Source organism: Streptomyces sp. NPDC091280, assembly GCF_044768565.1.
Lineage (GTDB): Bacteria > Actinomycetota > Actinomycetes > Streptomycetales > Streptomycetaceae > Streptomyces.
Genome location: NZ_JBIVUZ010000015.1, coordinates 119032 through 143436 on the forward strand (window position 1 = coordinate 119032; position 24405 = coordinate 143436).

The following is a 24405-nucleotide window of genomic DNA, read 5'->3' on the forward strand; positions in this document are numbered from 1 at the left end:
AAGGAACCCCCGACATGAGCAACCCGTTCGAGAACCCCGAAGGCGTCTACTCCGTCCTCGTCAACGACGAGGGCCAGTACAGCCTGTGGCCCGACTTCGTGGACGTACCGGCCGGCTGGACGGTCGCCCACGGGCCCGCAGCCCGCCAGGAGTGCCTGGACCACATCGAGGCCAACTGGACGGACATGCGGCCCAAGAGCCTGGTCGACGGGGCCTGAGCGCACGGAAAGGGGGGCCGGCCCGAGTCGTGGACTCGGGCCGGCCCCCCTTCCTTTGTGTCCGTGTCGCGTCAGGAGGCGGGCTGCTCCACCTTCGTCGCCGTCTTGCCGTCCACCGCCGCCGCGAGCTGCGGCACCAGCCGGTCCAGGACGTAGGGGATGCTCAACACGGTAGACAGGGACACCGCGTTGCCGTAGTCGCTGGTCTCCTTGATGAAGACCTCGCGGCCCTGCTTCACCACGTTCAGGTCGCCGTAGATCTTGTCGTCGTGCAGCTTGGTGACGGCCGTGGTGGTGTCCGGCACGATCCACACCGCGACCTTCTGGTCGAGCAGGTCGTAGCGCTCCTTGCTGATGTTGGCGCCGAAGGTGTCACCGATGACCTTGTCGAGGTCCTTCGGGAGCGAGAAGCCCAGGTCGGACAGGAGGCGGGAGCGCGGGTCCTGGCTGCCGTAGACGAAGACGCCCTCGTACGGGGTGGCCATCACGGCCGAGGCGCCGGAGAAGGCCGGGTTGGCCTTCTTGGCCGCGGCGAACTTGGCCTCGACGCCCGACACCAGGGTCTTGGCCTCGGCGGACTTGCCGAGCGCCTGGCCGATCTCCTCGGTCTGCTGCTGCCACGGCACGCCGTAGTCGTTGTAGGCCTTCGGCTGGGCGACGACCGGCGCGAACTGCGACAGGCTCTGGTACTGGGCCTTCGTCAGGCCCGAGTAGACGGCGAGGATCAGATCGGGCTTGAGTGCGGCGATCTTCTCCACCTGCGGGCCGGTGCCGGTGTCCTTGAGGACGGTCGGCGCCGGGGAACTGCCCAGCTTGTCCGTGGCCCACGGGCCGATGGCGCCCTTGTAGCCGCCGAGCCACTCGGTCGTGGCGACCGGCACCTTGCCCAGGGCGAGCACCGCGTCCTGGTCGGTGAGGCCGACGGTGACGATGCGCTTGGGCTCGGACTTGATCGTCGTGCTGCCGAACTTGTGGGCGATCGTGACGGGGAACGCGTCGGCGGAGGCCTTCGCCTCCGAGCCCGACGTGCTGGAGGCGGACGAGGTGTCGTCGGAGCCGGAGGATCCGCAGCCCACCGCCGTGACGGCCAGCAGGAGTGCGGAGGCGAGCAGGCCGGTCAGCCGGGAGGCTCTGGTGGCGCGGGGCATCGGATGATCCTTCTGTTCGTCGCGATGGGTTGGGCGCGATGTGTTGGTCGCGATGGGTTCGGCGGGGGGTGGCGGGTCTAGGGGGTGTCGGAGGAGCGGCTGCCGGACCAGGCCTGCCAGAGAGCGGCGTACTGGCCCTGTGCGGCGAGGAGTTCGTCGTGCGTGCCGCTCTCCACGACCCGGCCGCCGCTGAGCACGACCACCCGGTCCGCGGCGGCGGCCTGGCTCAGCCGGTGCGCCACGACGAGTGCCGTACGGCCGCGCAGGGCCTGTTCGGCGGCCTCGTCGAGCTGACGGGCGCCCGAACTGCCCGCCTCCGCCGTCGCCTCGTCCAGCACGACGACCGGGGGGTCGGCCAACAGCAGCCGGGCCAGGGCGAGTTGCTGGGCGCGGTCGGCGGTCAGCCGGTGGCCGCCGTCGCCCACGACCGTGTCCAGGCCCTCCGGCAGCGCCTCGGCCCAGCCGAGCGCGCCCACCGTGTCGAGCGCCTCCCGCAGTTCCTCGATGTGCGCGTCCGGGCGGGCCAGCCGCAGATCCTCGACCAGCGGCCCGGCGAAGACATGGACCTCCTGCGTGACGAGACCGACCAACTGCCGTTCCTCGTCCGGCTCTTCGCCGCCGACGTCGATGCGGCCCGCCTGCGGGCGGTGCAGCCCCGCGACCAGCTTGGCGAGCGTCGTCTTGCCCGCACCGGTCGTCCCGACCAGCGCGACCCGCTCCTTGGGCCGGATCTCCAGGTCGACGTCGTGCAGCACCGGGCGGCCCGGCACATACGCGTGCGAGACCCCGCTCAGCGTCACGGCCGGAGGTCCGGCCGTGGTCGTACGGTCGTCGGCGCGCCCGGCGAGCACCGGCGCGGGTTCGTCGACGACACCGACGAGCCGGGCCAGACCGGCCGTCGCCGACTGGGCGTCGTCCAGCAGCACCAGCGCGGTGTTGACCGGACCGAAGAGACTGTGGAAGTACAGCGCGGCGGCGGTCGCCGTCCCGACGGAGGCGGAACCGTCGCGCACCAGCAGGAACCCGGTGACCAGGACGGCGGACAGCCCCAGGTACTCGGCGATGTGCAGCCGACTGTAGAAGCGCAGCATCAGCCGCACCCCGCTCATCGTCAACTCCACGGCCGCGCGCGAGCGTTCGGTGACCTGCCGGGTGTGCCGCCGCTGGAGCCGGTACGCGCGTACGGTCCTGGCCCCGCCGATGGTGTCCAGCAGCTGCTGCTGCTGGGTCCCGGTCGCGATGCGCTCCTTGGCGTACAGGGGAACGGCGTTGCGTACGTACCAGCGGGCGGTGTGCGCCTGCACCGGCACGGCGATCAGCGCGGCCAGCAGGAACCGCCAGTCCAGCAGCGCGAGCGCGCCCAAAGTCAGGACGATCGACAGCGCGGAGCGCGCCAGCTCGGGCAGCGCGCCGCGCACCGCGTCCGCGACCCGTGAGACGTCCCGCGTGACACGGGAGTTGAGGTCGCCGGACCCGGCCTTCTCGATCCGGTCCAGGGGCAGCGAGAGCGCCCGCTCGACGAACCGTTCGCGCAGCCGGGCGAGCGCGGTCTCCCCGAGCCGGGACACCAGTGACATGCCCAGCGCGGTGGTCACGCCCTGCACCAGGGCGACCGCCGCCAGCGCGACCACGGGCAGGGTGAGCGCGTCGGGGGAGCGGCGCTCGGTGACCACGTCGACGATATGGCCCAGCAGCGGCTGGGTGAGCAGTCCGACGGCGGTGGCCACCACCATCAGGCCGAACCCGGCGAAGGCCAACCCCCTCTGCGGGCGCAGGAGTTCACGCACTGCGGCCCGGGTGCGGGCCGGGGTGGCGGTGGGCAGCAGGGCGCGGTCGGAGTCCGCCGTCCGGATGTCCTGCGTCGTCATGCCAGCACCGCCGTCCGGTAGGTCGCGTCGGTCCGCACCAGATCCGCGTGGGTGCCCTCGGCGCCGACGCGGCCGGCGTCGAGGAGGACCACGTGGTCGGTGACGGCGAGAAGTGCGGGGCTGTTGGTGACGACGATGGTGGTGCGGCCCTGCCGGAACGCGCGCAGCCCCTCCGCGATCCGCGCCTCGGTGACTGTGTCGACGGCCGTCGTCGGATCGTGCACGACCAGCACGGGCGGTCCGGCACGCAACGCCCTTGCCAGCAGCACGCGTTGCCGTTGCCCGCCGGACAGCGACCGGCCGCCCTCGCCGACACCGGTCGCGGCGCCGTGCGGAAGGGACTCGGCGACCTCGTCGGCACGGGCGGCGGCCATGGCGCGCTCGGTGCGCGGACCGGCCTCCTCGTTCGGCGGCTCCTCGCCCTGCGTCTCCCCGTCTGGAGGTTCCTCCTCCGGAGTCACGTTGTCCGCCAACGAGCCCTCGAACAGGGCCGCGTCATGGGCGGCGACCAGGACCGCCGTCCGAAGTCCGGTCGGATCCAGCTCGGTCAGCGGCACACCGTCCAACTCGACCGAGCCCGACTCGGGGTCGGTCTCCCGGCCCAGACAGCGCAACAGGGCCTCGGCCCCGGCCGGGTCCGTGACCGCGATGCCGGTCAACCGCCCTGCGGCCAGGTCGAGATCGATACCGTCCAGCGCGCCGAGCCGTACGCCCCGCAGCCGCAGGGCGCCGCGCACGGGCTCGGCGACGGGGTTCTCGCCGTCCACCACGGCGGGCCCCGCGGCCAGCACCTCCGCGACCCGGGCGGCCGAGGCCCGGCCCTGGGCCAGCTCGGCGTTGACCCACGCGAAGGTCTCCAACGGCCCCAGCAGGAACAGCGCGAGCCCCACCGCCGAGACCAACTGCCCCAGCGTCAGCGACCCGTCGAGGGCCAGCCGCCCGCCCACCAGGGCGATCAGCGCGATGAATCCTCCGGTGAGCGCGAGCACGAGCCCGGTCTGCCAGGACTCGGCACGCGCCGAACGCAGCGTCGCGGCAAGGGAGATGCGGCTCGTGCGCCGGTACCGCTCGACGGCCGCCTGCTGCGCGCCCAGCCCCTTCAGCACCCGCAGCCCGGCCACCAGGTCGGCGGCCACACCCGAGGCGTGCGCGGCCCGGTCCTGCTCGGCCTCGCTGCGCCGCTCCAGCGGCTTGCTCAGCAGATGGCCCAGCCACAGCAGCACGGGTGTGCCGAGCAGCACGATCAGGCCGAGCGGCACCGAGATCAGCAGCAGCGCGACGGCACTCACCGCGACTCCCGCGATGGCCCAAATGCCGCTCATCAGCGCCATGTTGACCGCGCCGACCCGCTTGGCGTCCTCGGTGGCGACATTGGCGAGTTCGCCGGGCAGCCGCCCCTCCTCGGCGCCGCCGCGCGCGTCGAGCACCCGGCCCACGATCGCCAACCGCAGGGTGTGCGCGGCCTCTTCGGCCCCGCGCTCACCGGCCTTGGCGCCGAGCCGGAAGCTCCACGACAGCGTCACGTACATGAGGGCCAGCACACCGAGCCAGAGCGCGAGCCGTCCCGCGTCCTGACCGGCGACGGCCTGGTCGATGACGACACCGATGAGCACCGGCACCAGGGCTTCCCCCAGTTGGTGCACGCATCCGAGCGCCGAGCCGAGAGCGACGCTCCGCCGCTGTCCTTTGACCGAGCGCGCCAGGACATCCCGTCCCGACAGTTCCCCTGCTCCCACCAGCCACCCTCCGGAAACCGGCCAACTTAGGCAAGGCTACCTTAAGTGAATTGAGCCGGATGGGAGCCCTTTCTGCCCGCTCAGTAGGTAACGGAGCGGTTCCGATGCGGCCGATCCGCAGGGCGCCGACGCGTGAGGCAGGGCGGTACCCTTCCCGGAGCGCGCCCTTTCACGCGGCGCGCGCCCGCAAGGCAGTTCATGAGTTCGGGAGGACCGGCGTTGCACGTCCAGGAATGGCTCGACACGGTTCCCCCGGTGGCCGTCTACGCCGTGGTGGCGCTGGTCATCGGGGTGGAGAGCCTGGGCATCCCGCTGCCGGGCGAGATCGTCCTGGTCTCGGCGGCACTGCTGTCCTCCCAGCACTCCGGGATCAACCCGGTCGTCCTCGGCGCCTGCGCCAGCCTCGGCGCCGTGATCGGCGACTCCATCGGCTACGCGATCGGCCGCAAGGGCGGACGCCCGCTGCTCGCCTGGCTGGCCGCCAGGTTCCCCAGACACTTCAGCGAGGGCCATGTGGCCACCGCTGAGCGCTCGTTCGAGAAGTGGGGCATGTGGGCCGTCTTCTTCGGCCGCTTCATCGCCCTGCTCCGCATCTTCGCCGGCCCGCTCGCGGGCGTCCTGCACATGCCCTACTGGAAGTTCCTCACCGCCAACCTCCTCGGCGGAATCGTCTGGGCGGGCGGCACCACGGCGGTCGTCTACTACGTGGGGATCGTCGCCGAGGACTGGCTCAAGCGCTTCTCCTACTTCGGCCTCGCGGCGGCGGTGCTGGTGGGCCTGGCCTCCATGCTGATCGTGCGCCGCAGGGCGCAGAAGATGACCGCCGAGAAGAACGAACCCGAACCGGTGAGCGCCGCCGAGTAGCGAAGGGGCGCGGGGACCTGCGCGACCAGCCGCGACGAACCCGCACCCGCCGACGATCTACTCATGCACTTCGCGATGCGCCTTGGCCAACTCCGCATACATGGTCCCGTTGAGGGTCAATCCCTCCCGCTCCTCGGAGCTGAGTTCCCGCCGCACCTTCGCCGGCACCCCCGCGACCAGTGACCCCGCGGGCACGACCATCCCCTGCGGCACCAACGCCTGCGCCGCGACCAGCGAACCCGCCCCGATCACCGCCCCGTTGAGCACCGTGGCCCCCATCCCGATCAGGCAGTCGTCCTCGACGGTCGCCCCGTGCACCACCGCGTTGTGCCCCACGGACACCCGCTCACCGACGCTCACCGGGAACCCGGGGTCGGCATGCAAGGTGCAGTTGTCCTGGATGTTGCTGCTCGCCCCGACCGAGATCCGCTCGACGTCACCGCGCAGCACGGCGCCGTACCAGACGCTCGCCCCCGCGGCCACCGTCACCTCCCCGATCACCGAAGCCGTAGGGGCGACGAACGCCGTCCCGTCGACCTTCGGTTCCCGGCCGCCGATGCCCGTGATCAACGCCTTGTGCGCCATCGTGCTCTCCCTCTCGTCGAAGACACCCGCACGCTACGTCATCCGGTGGGGCGAAGATCACAGCGGCCGGACCTCATGGGTGCGGCTCACGCTGAGTACCGTGAGCGGGTGCCCAAGCGCAAGAACACGTTCTCGAAATGGCCGCGCCACCTGGCGCAGCGCGCCGTCCACACCGGCTGGGCCTGGGTGCAGCGCACCGGCTCGGTGACGGCCGAGAACCCCGGCCGCTTCCACTTCGGCTCGATCGGCGAGGCCACCCGCCTCGCCTTCCCGCTGGGCACGGTCTTCGGCGAACCCTGGATCCATCTCGGCGCCCACTGCATCGTCGGCGAGCAGGTCACCCTCACCGCAGGTCTGATGCCCGACCTCGACCTCGGCCCCGACCCGATCCTGCGCCTCGGCGACGGCGTCGTCCTCGGCCGCGGCAGCCATGTCATCGCCGACACGACGGTCACCATCGGCAGCGACTGCTACTTCGGCCCCTACGTCTACGTCACCTCCACGAACCATTCCTACGACGACCCGCACGAGCCGATCGGCAAGCAGTGGCCGCGCATGGAGCCCGTCGAGATCGGCCCCGGCTGCTGGATCGGCACCGGCGCGGTGATCCTGCCGGGCGCGCGGATCGGCCGGAACGTGGTGGTCGCGGCCGGCGCGGTGGTCCGCGGCACGGTCCCTGACCACGCCGTGGTGGCGGGGGCGCCCGCACGGGTCGTACGACGCTGGACCGCCGCCGACGGCTGGCAGCCGCCGTTGCGGACGCCGGCGCCGGTGCCGATCCCCGAGGGCGTCACCCCGGACCAGTTGAACGCGCTCGCGGGCCTGGACGAGGAGACCGCGGCGCGGCTGGCCGCACTGGACGACGACACGGTCGCGCGGCTCGCCGAACTCGACGCGGAGGCCTGAGCGCCGCTCAGCCCGTGGCCAGCAGCAGCGTCCCCACCAGCGCGAGCCCGGCCCCGGCGGCCTGCACCGCGCGCAGCCGCTCGCTCAGGAAGCCGCGCGCGGCCAGGGACGTGACCACCGGATAGAGCGAGGCGAGGACCGCCGCCACGGTCACCGGGCCGTGCTGCGCGGCGATCGAGTACGTCCCGTTGGCCGACACGTCGGCGAGTCCCACGAAGGCCAGCGCGGGCAGCGAGGCCCACGGGAAACCGCCGCCCTCCGGGAGCGCGGTCCCGCCCCGCCGTACGGAGACGTAGAGCGCGGCCCCGCCCGTGGTCACGCTCGTCAGCCGCTGGACGAACAACGCGAGGAACAGGCCGGTGACGCTGGTGGAGGCCTCCGTGATCAGCGCGAACACCGTGCCGAAGCCGAGCGCGGCGATCAGCGTCAGCAGGATGGTCCGCCGCTGCACGGGCGCGCCCCGCAACTGCGGACCGCCCGCCAGGACGACCCCGGTGACGGCCACCGCGATCCCCGCCACCTGCACCAGTCCGGGCCGCTCCCCGAGGAACAGACCGACACCCACCGGCACGGCGACGCTCAGGGTGGCGAGCGGCGAGACGACGCCCATCGGGCCGAGCGCGAGCGCCTTGTAGAAGGAGAGGAGCGCGACCGGCCCGACCAGTCCCGCCGCGAACGCGAACCACAGGCGCGGTCCGGCCTCGCTCCAGCCGCCGGTGGCGACGACGACCGCGCCGAGCACGGCCGCCGCGATGCCCTGCGACACCACGACGACCGTCAGCGCGGGGGACCGTCGGGTGAGCAGGCCTCCGCCGAAGTCGGCCAGTCCCCACAGGAGGCTGGTGGCCAGGGCGAAGAATGCTGTCACGGGGTGCCTCGCAGTACAGTTCGGTGGACGATTCGGTGCACCACACCGTAGTTCAGCGAAGTGAACTCTGTCATCCATAATATTGAACTGAAGGTATGGGCGGAACGTGTCGGACCTCGACCTGCTGAACCAGTCCCTGGCGCGCAACGTCAAGCACTGGCGCTCGGTGCGCGGCTTCACCCTGGACGTGCTCGCCGCCCGGGCCGCCGTCAGCCGGGGCATGCTCATCCAGATCGAGCAGGCCCGCACCAACCCCAGCATCGGCACGGTCGTCAAGATCGGTGACGCCCTCGGGGTCAGCATCACGACCCTGCTCGACTACGAACAGGGCCCCAAGGTCCGTATCGTCCCCGCCGAGCGGGCCGTACGGCTGTGGCACACGGAGGCCGGCAGCTACAACCGCCTCCTCGCCGGCACCGAGGCGCCCGGACCGCTGGAGATGTGGGACTGGCGGCTGATGCCGGGCGAGAGCAGCCCCTCCGAGCCGCACCCCACCGGCACCGTCGAACTCGTCCATGTCACCACCGGCGAGCTGACCCTCACCGTGGACGGCGAGGACCACCTCGTCCCGGCCGGCGCGAGCGCCACCTTCGAGGCCAACACCCCCCACACCTACGGGAACCGGGGCGAGGAACCGATGGAGATGGTGATGGCGGTGTCCGTCCCGCCGGTGCACCGGGACACCCCGTGAACGGCCGCCGTACGACTGTTAGCGTGCGCTCATGCGCGCACCGATCGGACACTTCGACCACGCCACCCCCGCCCCCGACTGCCTCGACGAACTGATCCGCCCGGTCGCCGACGCCGTGCGCGCCTGGCGCGGCGGCGTCCCCGCCGAACAGATCGTCTACGTCGACACCGACCCGGAGTGGGCCGACACCGCGACCTTCGTCGAGCACTACGGCCCCGAGCTGCTGGAGCGGTCCGCGAACTGCGTGGTCGTGGCCGGGAAGCGGGGCGGCGGGACGACGCTCGCCGCGTGCGTGGTCCTGTCCACCACCCGCGCCGACGTCAACGGCGTGGTCCGCCGCCGACTCGGCGCCCGCAAGGCCTCGTTCGCGCCGATGGACACCGCGACCGGCGAGAGCGGCATGGAGTACGGCGGCATCACACCGATCGGACTCCCCGCCGACTGGCCGGTGTTGGTGGACTCGGCCGTGGTCGACCTGCCCTACGTCCTGGTCGGCAGCGGGCGCCGGCGCGGCAAACTCCTCGTCCCCGGCAAGGCGTTCGCCGAGATTCCGGGCGCGGTGGTGCTGGAGGGACTCGGGGTCGCCTGACCTCAGACCCTCGCGTGATGGGCCAACTCCCGGTGCGGGTCGGCCTCGCCCGGTACCGGTGCCGGGTCGGCGTGCACCAGGGCCGCGGTGAGCCGGGGCACCGCGTGCAGCAGCGCGTGCTCCGCCGCCACCGCGACGGCGTGCGCCTGCCGTACCGTCGCCTCCCCGTCCACCACGACCGACACCTCGGCGCGCAGCCGGTGGCCGATCCAGCGCAGCCGCAACTCGCCCACCCCGCGCACCCCTTGGACCTCGCGCACGGCGTGCTCGGCCCGGTCCACGAGTTCGGGGTCCACGGCGTCCATCACCCGCCGGAACACCTCGCGCGCCGCGTTCCGCAGCACCAGCGCGATGGCGGCGGTGATCGCCAACCCCACGAGCGGATCGGCGAGTTGCCACCCCAGCGCCGAGCCCCCGGCGCCCGCCAGCACGGCCAGTGAGGTGAACCCGTCGGTGCGGGCGTGCAGTCCGTCGGCGACCAGCGCGGCCGACCCGATCTCCCGCCCGACCCGGATCCGGTACCTGGCCACCCACTCGTTGCCGACGAAACCGGCCAGCGCCGCCCCCGCGACCGCCGTGACATGCGCGACGGGACGCGGATCGAGCAGCCGGTCCACCGCCGCCCAGCCCGCGAAGGCCGCGGACGCGGCGATCGTCAGCACGATCGCGATGCCGGCCAGGTCCTCGGCCCGGCCGTAGCCGTAGGTGAAGCGCCGGGTCGCCGCGCGGCGGCCGAGCACGAACGCGATGCCCAGCGGTACAGCGGTCAGCGCGTCCGCCGCGTTGTGCACCGTGTCGCCGAGCAGCGCGACCGAACCGGACACCACGACCACGACCGCCTGTACCACGGCCGTCGCGCCGAGCACCGCGAGCGAGACCCACAGGGCGCGCATCCCGCGGGCCGAGGACTCCAGGGCGGAGTCGAGTTTGTCGGCGGTCTCGTGGGAGTGGGGCGTGAGGAGGTGGGTCAGGCGGTGGCGCACGCCTTTGGGGGAGTGGTGAGGGTGGTGCTCGTGCTCATGACGGTGCTCGTGCTCGTGGTGGTGCTGGTCGCTCACGTGCGTCCCCTTCCGGTGCGCGGGTGGACGTACGGCGCCCACGGAGCCATTATGTGCGTATGAGCGCACGCACGCACCTATCAACTGCGCACGATGCGCATCCGCGCACCCCGGGCGAGGAGCAGTTCGCGCTGGCCGCCGAACTCCTGGCCCTCCTCGGCGACCGCACCCGGCTGACCCTGCTGCACGCGCTGACGGCGGGCGAGTCCGACGTCACCACGCTCACCGAGGCCTGCGACGCGGCCCGTCCCGCCGTCAGCCAGCACCTGGCCCGGCTGCGCCTCGCGGGACTGGTGACCACACGCAAGGAGGGCCGCCGGGTCATCTACGCACTGGGCGACGGTCATCTGCGTCGGCTCGTCGACGAGGCGTTGAACGTGGCGGACCACCGGCTCAGCGACCGTCCGACACACGACTGAGGAGCTGCCTCAGCCGCCGGTGTCCGTGCCGAGGTACGACTCGGCGAACGCGAGCCCGGCGGCGGGGGACGCGAAGACCCGGCGCAGCCGGGCGAGGGTGGTGCCCGCGAGGTACGGGTCGCCGGACGAGGCGCCGTGGTAGACCTCGGAGAGCCAGCGGGAGAACTCCTGGTACTCCCACACCCGGCCCAGACAGGCCCGCGAGTAGTCGCCCAGGCCCGCCGGGTCGCCCCTCGTGAGGTGGGCGACGAGCGCGTCCCCGAGCAGGAACGCGTCGTGCAGGGCGAGGTTCATGCCCTTCGCGGCGATGGGCGCGGTGAGGTGGGCCGCGTCCCCCGCGAGGAAGAGCCGGCCGAACACCATGGGCTCGACGATGTAGTTGTGCATGTCGAGCACGCGTTTCTCGATCAGCCGGCCCTCGGTCAGCGGCGGGGCGCCGGTCGCGGCGAGCCGGTGCTGCAACTCGGACCAGACGCGGTCGTCCGGCCAGTGGTCGGGGTCGTCCCCCGGCGGGCACTCCAGGTAGTAGCGGGTCACTTCGGGGCTGCGCGCCATGTGCCCGGCGAAGCCGCGCGGATGCACGCCGAACAGGACGCAGTCCGAGGACGGCGGTGCCTCGGCGAGCAGCGCGAGCCAGCCGATGCCGTAGTCGTGCCGCGCGGTGCGGGCCCGCTCCGGCGGTATCGCGGCCCGGCTCACCCCGCGCGCGCCGTCGCAGCCCGCGACGAAGTCCGCGTGCGCGAACCGCCGTCGGCCGGTCTCGGGGTCGGTGTACGACACCCCGGGGCGGTCGGTGTCCAGGTCGTGCAGCTCGACGTCCCGCACACCGAAGCGGATCTCGCCGCCGCGCACGTCCGCGTACTCCCGGACCAGGTCCGTCACCAGCAACGGCTGCGGATAGACGTAGTGGTGATGGCCCGTCAACTCCGTGTAGGAGAACCGGTGCCGTTGCCCGCCGAAGCGGAACTCGCACTGGGTGTGCCGCTGCGCGCGCTCCAACAGGCGCTGGGCGAGGCCGCGTTGCTCAAGGCCGCGGACGGCCCACTCCTCGATGACGCCGGCCCGGGGCCGCTGTTCGATGAACTCCCTGGTGCCGGTCTCCAGGACCAGACAGCGCAGGCCCGCCGCGCGCAGGATGTTGCCGACGGTGAGTCCGGCGGGGCCGGCGCCCACGACGACGACCGGGAAGTGGGGGACGGAAGGCGGTTCGGGGTGGGGGGAGGGGAAGGTCACCGGCCCAGTATGACGGCGCCCTGACAAGCGAGAACCGGCCGCCGGAGGGGCGGCCGGTCCATGTCACCGGTGCGGTCGGACGGTTCAGTGCGCGGGCGCGTCCGTGATGACGACCTCGTCGATGCTGCGCTCGATGTCCTCGGCCGTGGACGACGTCGCCTTGGCCCAGTAGTAGATGCCGACCGAGAAGGCCGCGATGACCACGATGTCCCACCACAGCGGCAGGTTGCCCTTGCCGCCGAAGCCGCCCTGCCAGGAGATCACGCCCATGCCCAGCAGGTAGACCGGCAGCCACTGCGCGGCCTTGAAGTCCAGCCGGGGCGCGTCCGGCAGGTTGTTGCTGTGCGCGTAGTAGGCGTAGCCGCCGAGCAGCAGATAGCCGAGCAGGATCGCCAGGCCGAGCCGCCACAGGGTGTCCCAACCCGCCCAGTAGATGATCAGGTTGGCGACCACGAACGACAGCGGCGAGATCACCTTGCCGGCCGGCAGCCGGTACGGGCGCTCCAGGCGCGGCAGCTTGTCGGCGAAGACGCCGTACGCCAGCGGGGCGCCCGCGTACATCAGCACGCTCGCCGAGGTGATGAAGCCGACCAGCTTGTGCCAGCTGGGGAACGGCAGGAAGCAGATCACGCCGGTCACGAAGGACATGATCAGCCCGAACCACGGCACACCGCGCGCGTCGGTCTTCGTGAAGAGCTTGGGGGCGTAGCCGTTCTTCGCCAGGCCGTAGGAGACACGGGAGGTGGCCGTGGTGTAGATCAGGCCGGTGCCGCCGGGGGAGATGATCGCGTCCAGATAGAGGATCCAGGCCAGCCAGCCCAGGCCCACCAGGGTCGCGAGGCCGGCCCAGGGACCGCTGTCGCCCTTGAACGCGAGGTGGCCCCAGCCGTTGGCGAAGGTGCTGTGCGGCAGGGCGGCGATGAACACGATCTGGAGCAGGACGTAGATGACGGCGCCGATCGCGACCGAGCCGAGCGTGGCGCGCGGCAGGTCCCGCTTCGGGTTGCGGCTCTCGCCCGCGAGCTGGATGGCCTGTTCGAAGCCGAGCAGCGCGAAGATGATGCCGCTGGTGCTGATCGCGGTGAGGACACCCTTGGCGCCGAAGGGCGCGAAGCCCTCCGAGTGGAAGTTGGCCGGGTGGAAGTTGCCCGCGGCGACGACGAAGATCGCGCCCAGCGGGACGGCGATCTTCCACCAGGTCGCGGCGCTGTTGGTGTGCGCCAGCACCCGTACGCCGAAGAAGTTGACCGCGACGAAGACCGCCATGAGCACGATCGCCACCAGCAGACCGCTGGTCGTCAGGGTCTTGTCGGCGTGCTGGAAGTGGGTCGCCCACGACCAGTGACCGGCGTAGCCGATCATCGCCTCGACCTCGATCGGCGCCACGGTCGCGGCCTGGAGCCAGGAGAACCAGCCGAACGACATGCCCGCCAGGCCGCCGAACGCGTAGTGCGGGTAACGGGCCGTACCGCCCGCCACCGGGAACATGCCGCCGAGTTCGGCGTGCACCAGCGCCAGCAGCACGATCGCGACCGCGCCGATCACCCACGAGATGATCGCCGACGGTCCGGCCTGCATGACCGCGTCGTGCGCGCCGTACAGCCAGCCGGAGCCGATGATCGAGCCGACCGACGCCCAAGTCAGCCCGATCAGGCCGACGTCCCTGCGCAGACCGCTCGGATCCCTGGTGGCCTCCGGGACGGACTGGTCAACGCTCACCATGTCAAGAGGCCTCTCGAAGTCAGCACGGATGCTTAACGGACGGGGGGCCTCAGGCTAGGAATGAATGAATATTTACAGAAGTACGTTGCCTGAAATTTGACTCGTCTTCGAAGCGTTCTTTGACATGTTCACAGGCTTCTTACGGTGCCTTCTTACTGTGCCTTCCCGGTGCGCCCTCCCGGTGTCAGGCGGAGCCGGGGCCGAGCCTCGGGATCTCGATCGCCGGGCAGCGGTCCATCACCATCTCCAGGCCCGCCGTCCGGGTCCGCTCGTAGGCGGCCTCGTCGATCACGCCGAGCTGGAACCACACCGCCCGCGCGCCCTTCGCCACCGCCTCGTCCGCGACCGCCCCGGCGAGATCGCTGTTGACGAACACATCGACGACGTCGACGTCGAAGGGGATGTCCGCGAGCGAGGCGTACCCCTGCTCGCCGTGCACCGTCTCCGCCTTGGGGTGGACCGGGACCACGCGTTTGCCGAAGCGCTGGAGCACCTGCGCGACGCCGTACGCGGCCCGGGACCGGTTCGCGGACAGGCCCACGACCGCCCAGGTGTCACCGGACTCGGTGAGGATCCTGCGGACCGTTGCTGAGTCGCCGTACATGCTCGGCCTCCTTGGTGTGCGGGGAGTCTGACGGGTGGCACAACGGCGCGCGGCGGGCGGTGATTCCCCCGGTCGGAGACCGCCCCGGGCGCCCGCTCACCGAGGGCTCCGCAGCCCGTCGGCGAGCTCGTCGAGGTACCGCGCCACGGGCCCCAGCGTGAGCAGGCCACTGCCCGCCCCGGCCAACTCCGCTGCGGCGGGCGCCAGTTCGGACCGGGCGCGCTCCATCGTGGCCCGGTCGCCCACGGCGAGCGCCGCCCGCGCCGCCAGACACCACAACGCCTCGAACAGCAGGTCGCGCGGCGGCTCCGGAAGCGAACGCAGCGCGGCTCGCGCGTCGTTGGGCCGACCGTGGGCCAGCGACACGAGGGGGCGGGCCCATGGTTCGTACGGTCCCCAGTCGACACTGTCGTCGGTCTGGGCGGGCCGTCCGTGCCGCACGCGCAGGCACAGCAGGGCGAGCGGCAGCAGCCCGCGCTCCAGCCCCGGCATGCCCGCCCCCGCCAGCGGTCGCGCCGCGTCCCGGCAGGCCGCCGCGACCTCCTCCGGCCGCGCGCCGCCGCTCTCGGCGAGCCGCACCACCCGATACCACCGCGTGAACACACCGACCAGCGGCAGTTCATGACGCTCCGCCAGTTCCTCTGCCGCTGTCGCGTGCCGGTCCGCTCTGGTGAAGTCTGCGAGCGCCCCGCGAGCCTGGAGCCGGACGAGATGTCCGAGCACCTCGTGGGTGACCAGTCCGTGCCGGGCGGACAGGGCCACCAACTCGGCGCCGACCGCGTCCCGTTGCGGGGCCAGACCGGCACGGTGGAAGGTCTGCATGAACACCCCGTTGAGGGCGAAGGCCAGGAGCGCGGGGTCGTTGAGCCGGCGCGCGATGCCCTCCGCCTGACGGGCGGCCTGCGGCCCGCGCGCCGAACGCGTACCGCGTGACTCCAGAGCGATCGTCGCCAACAGGCGGGCCCGCACCGCGAGATGGGCGTCCGGCGGCAGTTCGGCGAGCACGCGCTCGGCGGCGGCCACGGTCTCCGCCGCCAGCCGGGGATCGTCCGCGCGGGTCCAGATCGCCGGGACGTCGTAGGCGCCGATGACCCGGGCGGTGAGCTCCGGGTCGCCCAGTTCCGCGGCCGCCGTGATCGCCGCGAGCCGGTGCCCGCGAGCCGCCTCGAGCCCGCCGCCGCCGGTCACCGCGAGATCCCGCAGCAGCCCGACCGCCGACTCCAGCCGCACCCGGGCACCGGCCGCGACGGTCCGGTCGTAGGCGGCGGTCGCGGCGGCCCAGACCTGCTCGGCCGGGTCGTCGCTCGCGGCGGTCGGCGCCTGCCCCCGCGCGGTGCCGTCCGGTCGCGTCCACGGGGTCGTCGGCGGACGGTCCGGCCCGGGATCGAGGTGCGGCGCCTGGGCCAGGATGTCCGCCTCCAGCCGGCGCAGGGCCGGGCCCGGGTCCGTGCCGAGCTGTGCGACGAGGAGGGTGCGGGCCCGGCGCAGCACCGCGAGCGCGTCGCCCTGGCGGCCGGTGCGGTACAGGGCCAGTGCCAGCAGGCGCCAGGCGTTCTCGCGCCACGGGTGCTCGGCCGCGTGCGCGTCCAGGTCCGGCACCGCCTCGGCCGCGCGGCCCAGGGCGAGTCGGGCCTCGGCCCGGCGCTCGACGGCGTGCAGGCGCAGCTCGGCCAGCCGGGAGCGCTCGGCGCGGGCCCAGGTGTCGTCGGCGAAGTCCGCGTAGGCCGGACCGCGCCACCAGCCGAGCGCCTCCTCCAGCCGGGCCAGCGCCCGCGCCTCCGACAGTGCTCCGGCGGCGGTCACCGCTTCCTCGAACCGCCAGGCGTCCACGGCCTCGGGCCCGGCCCGCAGCACGTACCCCGGCCCCTCGGTGACCAGCAGCCGGGCCCGCGTGCGCGGCGGGCGCTCCGGTTCCAGGGCCCGGCGCAGCGCGGCGACGAACGTGCGCACCGCGCCCACCGCGTCGGCGGGCGGCTCCTCCCGGCCCGCCCACAGATCCTCGACCAGCCGCCCGACCGGGACGACCCGGCGCCGGGCCACGAGCAGCCGGGCCAGCACCGCCCGGTGCCGGGGCCCCCGCAGCGCGATCACGTCCCCGGCACCGTCCCAGGCCGTCACCGGCCCCAGCACCCCGAACGCGACCTCCATCACCGACCACCCTTTCCGAGGCATCGCCCCAGGTCACGGTAGCGCGCTCATCCATCGCTCATCGGCACCCGGCAGGCTCGAAGACGGCACCGACACAGACAGAGGTCGGCACCGAATCTCCTATGCGTACGGCTGCGTACGGCAGCATCGACGAAAGCAGGGCGCGCCATGCCACCCACCATCCCCGGCTTCACCTACCACCGCGTTCCCGTCGCGGACGGGGTCTCCCTCAACGCGGCCGTGTCCGGGTCGGGCCGCCCGCTCGTGCTGCTGCACGGCTTCCCGCAGACCCATCTCATGTGGCGCCATGTCGCCGCCGACCTCGCGGCCGACCACACCGTCATCTGCCCCGACCTGCGCGGCTACGGCGCGAGCGACAAGCCCGCCGAGAGCGACGGCTCCGGCTACGCCAAGCGCACCATGGCGGCGGACGTCGTGGCCCTCGCCCGCGCCCTGGGGCACGACCGCTTCGCACTCGCCGGCCACGACCGCGGCGCCCTCGTCGCCTTCCGCGCCGGACTCGACCACCCCGACACGATCACGCACCTGGCCTGTCTCGACGTACTCCCCACGCTCGACATGTGGGACGTGCTGCACGGCGTCACCGCCGCCGTCGGCTTCCACCTCTACCTGATGGCCCAACCCCCGGGCCTGCCCGAGGAGTTGATCGGCGCCGCGCCCGACGCGTTCTTCGGCCACTTCCTCGACCTGTGGACCGGGGACCCGCGCGCGATCCCCGCCGACGTCCGCACCGCCTACCTGGACGCCGCCCGCGCCGCGGTCCCCTCGATCGTCGCCGACTACCGTGCCTCGGCCGGGATCGACCTCGCCCACGACCGGGCGGACCGGGACGCCGGGACCCGGCTGCGGATGCCGGTCGCCGTGCTCCAGCAGGACTGGGGCGCCGCCCTCGGCTTCGACGCGGCGGCCCGGTGGCGCGCCTGGGCGCCGGACCTGCGGCACACCACCGTGACCAGCGGCCACTTCATGGCGGAGGAGGCGCCGGCCGAGGTGGCCGCGTCACTCCGGGACCTGCTCGCCCGCTGACCGCGTTCCCCCTTCCCGACCCGAGCGGTACGGTCGGGACAGTCCCCACGGCAGGGGGTGCCCGATGCCCGCGCCCGACCCGCTCGCCGCCCGTCTCACCGTCCGGCTCGACGCGTCCGCGCTCTGGCACCACAGGCCCGCCTACGCCGAACTCGTCCACCGCGCCCACCGCGAGGGCCTCACCGGAGCGAGCGTCTTCCACGGCGTGACGGGGTTCGGCGCGGGCGACTCGGGGACCCGAAGGCCCGGCCGGGTCCCGCACCTCGGCACGCACGGGCCCTGCGTGGTGGTCATCGTGGACGAGGAGCGACGGCTGCGCGCGTTCCTGCCGTGCGTGGCCGACGTGCTGACCGGGACGGCGGCCGTCGCGACCCTGGACCGGGTACGGATCCATGTGCCGGACAGCCGTGGGTGAGCCCCGCGACTCCGGCCGGAACAGCGCGAACATGCGTGCGTACGACCCGCCGCCCGCCTACGCTCGGGCCGTGCTGCGCATCATCGACGCCCGAACCGGCGACTCCACCGAAGCCGCCCCCGCCCGCCGCGGCCTGACCAGGGTCGAGGCGCACGCGTCGGGCCTCGAACCCACGGCACTGCGTGTCCTGTTGGTCGCCGACCTCCTCGTGCGCGCCCTCGAACTCGGCGGCACACCGGTGTGGGCCCTGCTCACCGGCGATCAGGACCAGGCCGAACTCCGTTCCGCCGCCGGGGCGTTGGGCATCCGCCCGTTCGAGGACGGCGGCGACCTCGGCTCCGGACTCGGCGAGGCCCAGGTCCTCCATGTCGCCGCCGGGAGCGCGGCGGCACCCGGACCCGGGGGAGTCCTGGTCGCCGTAGCGCCCGTCGCGTCCGTAGCGCCCGTAGGGTCCGGCGCGACCACCGCCCCGGACCTCTCCGACCCGGGGGCGTTCCGTCTCGCGCTGCTCTCGCACCCGCGCGAGCTGCCGGTGCGGCTCGACGCGGACGGTCTGGACGAAGCCCGGCGGACGCTGGCGCACTGGCGGGCCTCCGTCGCCGACTGGGCGCGCCGGCCCTCGCGGCCGGTGCCCGACGAGGTGCGCGCCGCACTGCGCGGCGCCTGGGAGAACGACCTCGATGTGCCCGCCGTACTGGACGTGTTGCGGCGCGTGGAGACCTGGCCCGACCTGCCGGACGGCGCCCGCTTCGAGACGTACGCCTACGCCGACCGGCTGCTCGGGCTCGAACTCACCCGCGACATCGGGTCGTTGGCGTGAACGCCCGCTCCGGGGCCCGCCCGCTGCGTCGGCTGGTCGTGCTGCGGCACGCCAAGTCGGCCTGGCCCGCGGGCGTTCCCGACCATCGACGGCCGCTCGCCCCGCGCGGGCTGCGGGACGCCCCGGCCGCCGGTACCGCGCTCGCCGAGACGGACTCCCTGCCGGACCTCGCGCTGTGCTCCACGGCCGTACGGGCGCGCCAGACCTGGGAGTTGGCCTCGGCGCAGTGGGGCACCCCGCCGCCCGTCCGCTACGAACCGCGGCTCTACGCGGCCGATGTGGCGGATCTCCTCGACGCCGTCCACCAAGTCCCGCACGAGGTCGAGACGTTGCTCGTCGTCGGGCACAACCCCGGCCTGGAGGAACTGGTCCTCGCGCTCGCCGGTGACAGTCTCGACAACGCGCTCGACGAGGTCAGGGTGAAGTTCCCGACCTCGGCCATCGCGGTCCTCGCCTGGCACGGCCGCACCTGGCACGACCTCGCCCCGGGCACGGCCCTGCTGACCGGCCTGACCGTGCCCAGGGGCAAGAAGAAGTAGGACCGACTCCGGAAGAAGCAGGGCCCCTTTCTAAGGGAGTCGGAGGAACTCGCGGGCCCCGCGCAGCCGGACGCCCAGCAGGTCCCGCGTGGCCCGGCCGTCGAGGCGGACGTCGAGCGGCATGGACGCGGCCCCCCGTCGCCCGGCGGGCAGCCGGCTCGCGTCCAGTCCGTCGCGCCGGGCGATGAGCACACCGAGTTCGTGGCGGCTGAGCGCGTCCGGGCCGGCCAGATGGAACATCCCGGACCGGTCGGAGTCGGCGAGTCCGAGGAGGGCGGCGGCCAGGTCGCCGACGTGGACCGGGCAGCGGACGACATCGGTGAACAGGACGCCCTCGCGGGTACCGGCGGCCAGTTCGCGCACCATGCGCTCGTGCGCGGAGCCGCCGTCGCCGATGATCAGCGACGTGCGGGCGATCGCCGAGCCCGGGGTCAGCAGGCGTACGGCGGTCTCGGCGGCGGCCTTCGCGGCGCCGTACGGCGTGACCGGATCGGGCAGGCACGACTCGTCGTAGGAGATCCGGGAACCGGAGAACACCGCGTCGCTGGAGACATGGACCAGGCGGTGGCCGCGGTGGGCCGCCGCCATCGCCACCCGGACCGAACCGTCGGCGGTGACCTCCCAGTCGCTCAGCCCGCTGCTCGCGTTGATGATCGCGTCCGGCGCCAACTCGCCCAGGAGGCCGTCGAGTCGGGCGGGCGCGCGCAGGTCCAGCCGGTGCCAGGAGACGCCGGGCGGCGCGGTGCCCGGGATCGCGGAGCGGTAGGTCGCCGCCGTGGTCCAGCCCGCCGCGCTCGCCCGGCGGACGAGTTCGGTGCCCAGGAAGCCGCTGCCGCCGACGATCAGGAGTCGCACGGCGGTCAGCCGACGTGGACGCGCGGCCGGCGCTCCGGGTCCGGTTCCGCGCGGCGCAGCACCTCGCGGGTGACCGGGGCGACCTCGCCGTCGCCGAAGACGAGGAAGCGGATCAGATGGCTGACCGGGTTGCCCTCGGTCCACGTGAAGTAGGCGTGCGGGACCTTCCCGGTGCGGTCGCGCAGCGAGAGCAGTACGGCGGCGATGGCGTTGGGCACCGTGGGACCCGCGACGCGCAGCCGCCGTACCCCGTACTTCTCCTCGCCGTGGACCGTGATGTCCGCCGAGAAGTCCGAGGAGTCGCGCAGCAGCACCTCAAGGAACAGCACGGGGCCGCGGTCCGGGATGTGGGTCTCCTCGCGCTGGCTGTACTCCTTGGCTCGGTACTCCCGACTGCTGTGCTCCTGTGGCTCGTTGGCGATCAGCCGCAACGGCCCGGAGCGCGCCGCCTCGTCGACGAGACGGGCCGCCGTGTCGTCCAACGTGACCTCCGCCGCGCGCAGTTCGAAGGCCCGGTGGACGCGCGAACCGAACGACGTGGCCAGGATGAGCACGATGAAGATGGCCGCGATCTTGATGCCGTCGGGCCGCTCGATGACGTTCGTGACCAGTGTGTAGGCGAACACGGCGGTGATCGCGCCGAAGCCGAGCGTGGCCCTGCGGTGGCCGCGCTTGTGCACGGTGACCGTGGAGGCGAACGCGGCGGAGAGCATCAGCACCAGCACACCGGTCGCGTACGCGCCGCTCTGCGCGTCGACGCTCGCGTGGAACCAGAGCGTGATCAGCACGGCCGCCACCATGAACACCAGGACCAGGGGCCGTACCGCCCGCGTCCACTCGGGTGCCATGCCGTAGCGCGGCAGATAGCGCGGTACGAGGTTCAGCAGTCCGGCGAGCGCGGAGGCGCCCGCGAACCACAGGATGGCGATCGTCGAGACGTCGTAGAACGTGCCGAAGACCTGGCCCAGATGCTCGTGGGCGAGGTAGGCGAGCGCGCGGCCGTTCGCCGGGCCGCCGGTCTTGAAGGCGCTCTGCGGGATGAGGATGGTCGTCGCCAGGCTGGACAGCAGCAGGAAACCGGACATGATCACGGCGGCCGTGGTGAGCAGTTTGCGGGTGTCCCGGATGCGGCCCGTCGGCTCCTCCCAGGTGTCCGTCGGATCGCCCTTGACCTGCGGCATCACCGCCACACCGGTCTCGAAGCCGGACATGCCGAGCGCGAGTTTCGGGAACACGAGCAGCGCGACCCCGACCATCGCGAGCGGCGAGGAGTGCGCGGCCGTCATCGCGTCCGTCCAGTCGCCGATCCGCACCGGACGGCTCAGCACCTCCCAGGCGGACACCGCGAGGACCACCAGGTTGAGCGTGAGGTAGACGCCCACCAGCACCACGGCGATCCCGATGGCCTCCCGGAAGCCCTTGAGGAAGACCGCGCCCAGCGCGCCGACCAGCACCAGCGTGATCCAGGTGTTGCCGCCGTGCATCCAGCCGGGCGCGAACGGGTTCTCCACCACATGCGCCGCCGCGTCCGCCGCCGACAGAGTGACGGTGATCATGAAGTCCGTCGCCGCGAAGCCCAGCAGCACCAGGACGAAGATCTTCCCCGACCACCACGGCAGCAGCCGCTCCAGCATGGCGATCGAGCCCTCGCCGTGCGGGGACTCGTGCGCCACCCGCCGGTAGACCGGCAGCGCCCCGAGCAGCGTCAGCCCGATCAGCACGACGGTCGCCAGCGGGGAGAGCAGTCCGGCGGCGAGCGCGGCGATGCCCGGCTGGTAGCCGAGCGTGGAGAAGTAGTCGACACCGGTCAGGCACATGACCCGCCACCAGCGGTGTCCCTCGTGCTCCGGATTCGGGGTGGCGTGCGGCCCCGGGTGCCGGGCGCTCTGCTCGCTCAGCCCGTCCAGCAGCCAGGCCCGGCAGCGCTCGGCGGTCGACTCGGGACCGCCGGACCCCGTCGCCCGCGAGGGGCCCACCTGCGCGCCGGTCATGCTGAGGACTCCCTGCGGTCGGACGGCCGTGCCCGCGCCCCGGGCAACGAGGAGCGAGTATCCACCACATCGTCACCCGGCCCCGGACCCGGGGCGACCCCTGACCCTGCGCATAGGCTGGCCGGATGCAGGACGAGTACCGCACAGTGGCCCGCCCGGGCGTGCACGAGACCGAGGTCAACCGCTCCCGTTTCCTGTGCGCCCTCGCCCCGGCGGCCACCGAGCGGGAGGCCCAGGAGTTCGTCGCCCGGATCCGCAAGGAGCACCCCGACGCCTCGCACCACTGCTTCGCCTACGTCATCGGCGCCGACGCGGCGGTCCAGAAGGCCGGCGACGACGGCGAACCCGGCGGCACCGCCGGCGTCCCCATGCTCCAGATGCTGCTCCGCCGCGACATGCGCTACGTCGTCGCCGTCGTCACCCGCTACTACGGCGGCGTCAAACTCGGCGCGGGCGGCCTCATCAGGGCCTACGGCGGCGCGGTCGGCGAAGCCCTCGACACGCTCGGCACCCTCACCCGCCGCCGCTTCCGGCTGGCCACCGTGACCGTCGACCACCAGCGGGCCGGCAAGATCCAGAACGAGCTGCACGCCACCGGCCGCGCGGTCCGCGACGTCCGCTACGGCGAGAGCGTCACGATCGAGATCGGCCTGCCCGATGCCGACGTGGACGCCTTCCGCTCCTGGCTGGCCGACGCCACGGCGGGGGCGGCGGAACTGGAGCTGGGCGGCGAGGCGTACGGCGACGCCTGACCGCGCCCCTTCTCCACCCATCGCGCACATATCCGCCGATACGGCCCCGAACGCGTGGTAACTCCGAGGTCAATGGTGGATCAGGGACCCGCAGGCGCTAGCGTGGTGGCTCCATGAAACTGCTGCACACCTCCGACTGGCACCTGGGCCGGGCGTTCCACCGAGTGAACATGCTCGGGGCCCAGGCCGACTTCGTGGACCACCTCGTCGCCACCGTGCGCGAGCGCGCGGTGGACGCCGTGGTCGTGTCGGGAGACGTGTACGACCGTGCCGTGCCGCCGCTCGCCGCCGTCGAACTCTTCGACGACACGTTGCACCGGCTCGCCGACCTGGGCGTGCCCACGGTGATGATCTCCGGCAACCACGACTCGGCCCGCCGCCTCGGCGTCGGCGCGGGACTCATCGACCGCGCGGGCATCCATCTGCGCACCGAGCCCTCGGCCTGCGGTACGCCCGTGGTGATCCCGGACGCGTTCGGCGACGTCGCCTTCTACGGCCTGCCGTATCTCGAACCGGCCCTGGTGAAGGCCGAGTTCGGGGTCGAGAAGGCCGGGCACGAAGCGGTGCTGGCCGCCGCCATGGAACGGGTCCGCGCCGACCTCGCCGACCGCCCGCCCGTCACCCGTTCCGTGGTCCTCGCCCACGCCTTCGTCACCGGCGGCGAGGCCAGCGACAGCGAGCGGGACATCACCGTGGGCGGGGTCGCCGCCGTACCGGCCGGGGTCTTCGACGGCGTCGACTACGTGGCGCTCGGACATCTGCACGGCGCGCAGACCATCACCGGGCGCGTGCGCTACTCGGGCTCCCCGCTGCCGTACTCCTTCTCCGAGGCCGACCACCGCAAGAGCATGTGGCTCGTCGAACTGGACGCCGAGGGGACCGTCACCGCCGAGCGCGTCGACTGCCCGGTGGAGCGCGAACTGGCCCGCATCCGGGGCGCGTTGGAGGACCTGCTCGCCGATCCCGAACTCACCCGGCACGAGCAGGCCTGGGTCGAGGCCACGCTCACCGACCCGGTGCGCCCGGCCGACCCCATGGCCCGGCTCACCGAGCGCTTCCCGCACACCCTCAGCCTGGTCTTCGACCCCGACCGGTCCCCGGACGACCCCGACGTGTCCTACGCCCGACGCCTCGCGGGCCGCAGCGACCAGGAGATCGCCGACGACTTCGTGGCCCATGTGCGCGGTGCCGGGCCCGACGAGGACGAACAGGCCGTACTCCAGGAGGCGTTCGACGCGGTCCGCGCGGACGCGGTGGTGCGGGAGGTGACGCCGTGAGCGCGCGGCCCTCGCCCGGCGTGGGCACGCGGTTCCCGGCAGCAGGGCGGGT

Annotated in this window: 24 protein-coding genes; 12 read left to right on the forward strand and 12 right to left on the reverse strand. The window is 73.0% G+C overall.

Annotated features, from left to right (window positions below; translation table 11 throughout):
• The first annotated feature begins 14 nt into the window (after positions 1-14).
• A complete protein-coding gene (locus ACIQPR_RS38430) occupies positions 15-218 on the forward strand; it encodes an MbtH family protein (RefSeq protein ID WP_403658450.1) in 204 nt (67 codons plus the stop codon).
• A gap of 71 nt (positions 219-289) precedes the next feature.
• Here the strand turns inward: ACIQPR_RS38430 and ACIQPR_RS38435 are convergent, their stop codons facing one another.
• From ACIQPR_RS38435 to ACIQPR_RS38445, 3 genes are all read right to left on the reverse strand, one after another.
• Positions 290-1366 carry an iron-siderophore ABC transporter substrate-binding protein gene (locus ACIQPR_RS38435; protein ID WP_403658452.1) on the reverse strand — a complete coding sequence of 359 codons (1077 nt, stop codon included), beginning with the start codon at positions 1364-1366 and terminating at the stop codon, positions 290-292.
• Positions 1367-1443: 77 nt separating this feature from the next.
• Positions 1444-3234 carry an ABC transporter ATP-binding protein gene (locus tag ACIQPR_RS38440; protein WP_403658454.1) on the reverse strand — a complete coding sequence of 597 codons (1791 nt, stop codon included), beginning with the start codon at positions 3232-3234 and terminating at the stop codon, positions 1444-1446.
• Positions 3231-4970: an ABC transporter ATP-binding protein gene (locus ACIQPR_RS38445; protein WP_403658456.1), complete on the reverse strand. Its 1740-nt coding sequence runs from the start codon at positions 4968-4970 to the stop codon at positions 3231-3233. The genes ACIQPR_RS38440 and ACIQPR_RS38445 overlap by 4 nt, the downstream gene beginning before the upstream one ends.
• A gap of 219 nt (positions 4971-5189) precedes the next feature.
• On the opposite strand from ACIQPR_RS38445, the gene ACIQPR_RS38450 reads away from it, so the two are divergent.
• Complete coding sequence (locus tag ACIQPR_RS38450) at positions 5190-5834, forward strand: DedA family protein (RefSeq protein ID WP_403658459.1); 645 nt, start codon at positions 5190-5192, stop codon at positions 5832-5834.
• Positions 5835-5891: 57 nt separating this feature from the next.
• Here ACIQPR_RS38450 and ACIQPR_RS38455 read toward each other — a convergent pair whose 3' ends face one another.
• A complete protein-coding gene (locus tag ACIQPR_RS38455; protein ID WP_403658462.1) occupies positions 5892-6419 on the reverse strand; it encodes a gamma carbonic anhydrase family protein in 528 nt (175 codons plus the stop codon).
• A 108-nt stretch (positions 6420-6527) separates the two neighbouring features.
• Here ACIQPR_RS38455 and ACIQPR_RS38460 point away from each other — a divergent pair, with 108 nt between their 5' ends.
• The gene (locus ACIQPR_RS38460; RefSeq protein WP_403658464.1) at positions 6528-7325 is read left to right on the forward strand and encodes an acyltransferase; all 798 of its coding nucleotides are present in this window, start codon (positions 6528-6530) and stop codon (positions 7323-7325) included.
• A gap of 7 nt (positions 7326-7332) precedes the next feature.
• Here the strand turns inward: ACIQPR_RS38460 and ACIQPR_RS38465 are convergent, their stop codons facing one another.
• On the reverse strand, positions 7333-8193 hold the full coding sequence (locus tag ACIQPR_RS38465; RefSeq protein WP_403658467.1) for an EamA family transporter: 861 nt from the start codon (positions 8191-8193) through the stop codon (positions 7333-7335).
• A 106-nt stretch (positions 8194-8299) separates the two neighbouring features.
• On the opposite strand from ACIQPR_RS38465, the gene ACIQPR_RS38470 reads away from it, so the two are divergent.
• Together ACIQPR_RS38470 and ACIQPR_RS38475 are read left to right on the forward strand one after the other, a co-directional pair.
• Positions 8300-8884 (forward strand): helix-turn-helix domain-containing protein, encoded by a 585-nt coding sequence (locus ACIQPR_RS38470; RefSeq protein ID WP_403658470.1) that lies wholly within the window; start codon positions 8300-8302, stop codon positions 8882-8884.
• A 31-nt stretch (positions 8885-8915) separates the two neighbouring features.
• A complete protein-coding gene (locus ACIQPR_RS38475) occupies positions 8916-9473 on the forward strand; it encodes a YbaK/EbsC family protein (protein WP_403658473.1) in 558 nt (185 codons plus the stop codon).
• A 2-nt stretch (positions 9474-9475) separates the two neighbouring features.
• Here ACIQPR_RS38475 and ACIQPR_RS38480 read toward each other — a convergent pair whose 3' ends face one another.
• A complete protein-coding gene (locus tag ACIQPR_RS38480; protein WP_403658476.1) occupies positions 9476-10531 on the reverse strand; it encodes a cation diffusion facilitator family transporter in 1056 nt (351 codons plus the stop codon).
• A gap of 59 nt (positions 10532-10590) precedes the next feature.
• Between ACIQPR_RS38480 and ACIQPR_RS38485 the strand changes: the two genes are divergently transcribed.
• The gene (locus ACIQPR_RS38485; RefSeq protein ID WP_403658479.1) at positions 10591-10950 is read left to right on the forward strand and encodes an ArsR/SmtB family transcription factor; all 360 of its coding nucleotides are present in this window, start codon (positions 10591-10593) and stop codon (positions 10948-10950) included.
• Between the two features lie 9 nt (positions 10951-10959).
• On the opposite strand, the gene ACIQPR_RS38490 is transcribed toward ACIQPR_RS38485, so the two are convergent.
• The 4 genes from ACIQPR_RS38490 to ACIQPR_RS38505 all read right to left on the reverse strand — a co-directional run bounded on the left by ACIQPR_RS38490 (position 10960) and on the right by ACIQPR_RS38505 (position 16657).
• Positions 10960-12183 carry a 4-hydroxybenzoate 3-monooxygenase gene (locus ACIQPR_RS38490; RefSeq protein WP_403658482.1) on the reverse strand — a complete coding sequence of 408 codons (1224 nt, stop codon included), beginning with the start codon at positions 12181-12183 and terminating at the stop codon, positions 10960-10962.
• A gap of 84 nt (positions 12184-12267) precedes the next feature.
• On the reverse strand, positions 12268-13905 hold the full coding sequence (locus tag ACIQPR_RS38495) for an APC family permease (protein ID WP_403658485.1): 1638 nt from the start codon (positions 13903-13905) through the stop codon (positions 12268-12270).
• 184 nt (positions 13906-14089) lie between these two features.
• Positions 14090-14509, reverse strand: a complete 420-nt coding sequence (locus ACIQPR_RS38500; RefSeq protein ID WP_403658488.1) for a CoA-binding protein — start codon at positions 14507-14509, stop codon at positions 14090-14092.
• Positions 14510-14605: 96 nt separating this feature from the next.
• A complete protein-coding gene (locus tag ACIQPR_RS38505; RefSeq protein ID WP_403658491.1) occupies positions 14606-16657 on the reverse strand; it encodes a BTAD domain-containing putative transcriptional regulator in 2052 nt (683 codons plus the stop codon).
• 168 nt (positions 16658-16825) lie between these two features.
• Between ACIQPR_RS38505 and ACIQPR_RS38510 the strand changes: the two genes are divergently transcribed.
• The 4 genes from ACIQPR_RS38510 to ACIQPR_RS38525 all read left to right on the forward strand — a co-directional run bounded on the left by ACIQPR_RS38510 (position 16826) and on the right by ACIQPR_RS38525 (position 19478).
• Positions 16826-17704: an alpha/beta fold hydrolase gene (locus tag ACIQPR_RS38510; protein WP_403658493.1), complete on the forward strand. Its 879-nt coding sequence runs from the start codon at positions 16826-16828 to the stop codon at positions 17702-17704.
• A gap of 64 nt (positions 17705-17768) precedes the next feature.
• Positions 17769-18119, forward strand: a complete 351-nt coding sequence (locus ACIQPR_RS38515; RefSeq protein ID WP_403658495.1) for a DUF190 domain-containing protein — start codon at positions 17769-17771, stop codon at positions 18117-18119.
• Between the two features lie 31 nt (positions 18120-18150).
• On the forward strand, positions 18151-18939 hold the full coding sequence (locus ACIQPR_RS38520; RefSeq protein ID WP_403658498.1) for a hypothetical protein: 789 nt from the start codon (positions 18151-18153) through the stop codon (positions 18937-18939).
• Positions 18936-19478, forward strand: coding sequence for a SixA phosphatase family protein (locus ACIQPR_RS38525; protein WP_403658501.1), 543 nt, complete (start codon positions 18936-18938; stop codon positions 19476-19478). Before ACIQPR_RS38520 ends, ACIQPR_RS38525 begins: the two co-directional genes overlap by 4 nt.
• Positions 19479-19508: 30 nt before the next feature.
• Here the strand turns inward: ACIQPR_RS38525 and ACIQPR_RS38530 are convergent, their stop codons facing one another.
• Together ACIQPR_RS38530 and ACIQPR_RS38535 are read right to left on the reverse strand one after the other, a co-directional pair.
• Positions 19509-20333, reverse strand: a complete 825-nt coding sequence (locus ACIQPR_RS38530; protein ID WP_403658504.1) for an SDR family oxidoreductase — start codon at positions 20331-20333, stop codon at positions 19509-19511.
• Between the two features lie 5 nt (positions 20334-20338).
• The gene (locus ACIQPR_RS38535; RefSeq protein ID WP_403658507.1) at positions 20339-22324 is read right to left on the reverse strand and encodes an amino acid transporter; all 1986 of its coding nucleotides are present in this window, start codon (positions 22322-22324) and stop codon (positions 20339-20341) included.
• Positions 22325-22449: 125 nt separating this feature from the next.
• On the opposite strand from ACIQPR_RS38535, the gene ACIQPR_RS38540 reads away from it, so the two are divergent.
• Both ACIQPR_RS38540 and ACIQPR_RS38545 read left to right on the forward strand, forming a co-directional pair.
• The gene (locus ACIQPR_RS38540) at positions 22450-23076 is read left to right on the forward strand and encodes a YigZ family protein (RefSeq protein WP_403658511.1); all 627 of its coding nucleotides are present in this window, start codon (positions 22450-22452) and stop codon (positions 23074-23076) included.
• Between the two features lie 113 nt (positions 23077-23189).
• Positions 23190-24353, forward strand: coding sequence for an exonuclease SbcCD subunit D (locus ACIQPR_RS38545; RefSeq protein WP_403658514.1), 1164 nt, complete (start codon positions 23190-23192; stop codon positions 24351-24353).
• Positions 24354-24405 lie beyond the last annotated feature (52 nt).

Bases quoted from the DNA above. Each gene is read 5' to 3' on its own strand.
- ACIQPR_RS38430 (WP_403658450.1), top strand. From the start codon at position 15: ATGAGCAACCCGTTCGAGAACCCCGAAGGCGTCTACTCCGTCCTCGTC.
- ACIQPR_RS38435 (WP_403658452.1), bottom strand. From the start codon at position 1,366: ATGCCCCGCGCCACCAGAGCCTCCCGGCTGACCGGCCTGCTCGCCTCC.
- ACIQPR_RS38440 (WP_403658454.1), bottom strand. From the start codon at position 3,234: ATGACGACGCAGGACATCCGGACGGCGGACTCCGACCGCGCCCTGCTG.
- ACIQPR_RS38455 (WP_403658462.1), bottom strand. From the start codon at position 6,419: ATGGCGCACAAGGCGTTGATCACGGGCATCGGCGGCCGGGAACCGAAG.
- ACIQPR_RS38475 (WP_403658473.1), top strand. From the start codon at position 8,916: ATGCGCGCACCGATCGGACACTTCGACCACGCCACCCCCGCCCCCGAC.
- ACIQPR_RS38485 (WP_403658479.1), top strand. From the start codon at position 10,591: ATGAGCGCACGCACGCACCTATCAACTGCGCACGATGCGCATCCGCGC.
- ACIQPR_RS38495 (WP_403658485.1), bottom strand. From the start codon at position 13,905: ATGGTGAGCGTTGACCAGTCCGTCCCGGAGGCCACCAGGGATCCGAGC.
- ACIQPR_RS38500 (WP_403658488.1), bottom strand. From the start codon at position 14,509: ATGTACGGCGACTCAGCAACGGTCCGCAGGATCCTCACCGAGTCCGGT.
- ACIQPR_RS38505 (WP_403658491.1), bottom strand. From the start codon at position 16,657: ATGGAGGTCGCGTTCGGGGTGCTGGGGCCGGTGACGGCCTGGGACGGT.
- ACIQPR_RS38510 (WP_403658493.1), top strand. From the start codon at position 16,826: ATGCCACCCACCATCCCCGGCTTCACCTACCACCGCGTTCCCGTCGCG.
- ACIQPR_RS38515 (WP_403658495.1), top strand. From the start codon at position 17,769: ATGCCCGCGCCCGACCCGCTCGCCGCCCGTCTCACCGTCCGGCTCGAC.
- ACIQPR_RS38520 (WP_403658498.1), top strand. From the start codon at position 18,151: ATGCGTGCGTACGACCCGCCGCCCGCCTACGCTCGGGCCGTGCTGCGC.
- ACIQPR_RS38535 (WP_403658507.1), bottom strand. From the start codon at position 22,324: ATGACCGGCGCGCAGGTGGGCCCCTCGCGGGCGACGGGGTCCGGCGGT.
- ACIQPR_RS38540 (WP_403658511.1), top strand. From the start codon at position 22,450: ATGCAGGACGAGTACCGCACAGTGGCCCGCCCGGGCGTGCACGAGACC.
- ACIQPR_RS38545 (WP_403658514.1), top strand. From the start codon at position 23,190: ATGAAACTGCTGCACACCTCCGACTGGCACCTGGGCCGGGCGTTCCAC.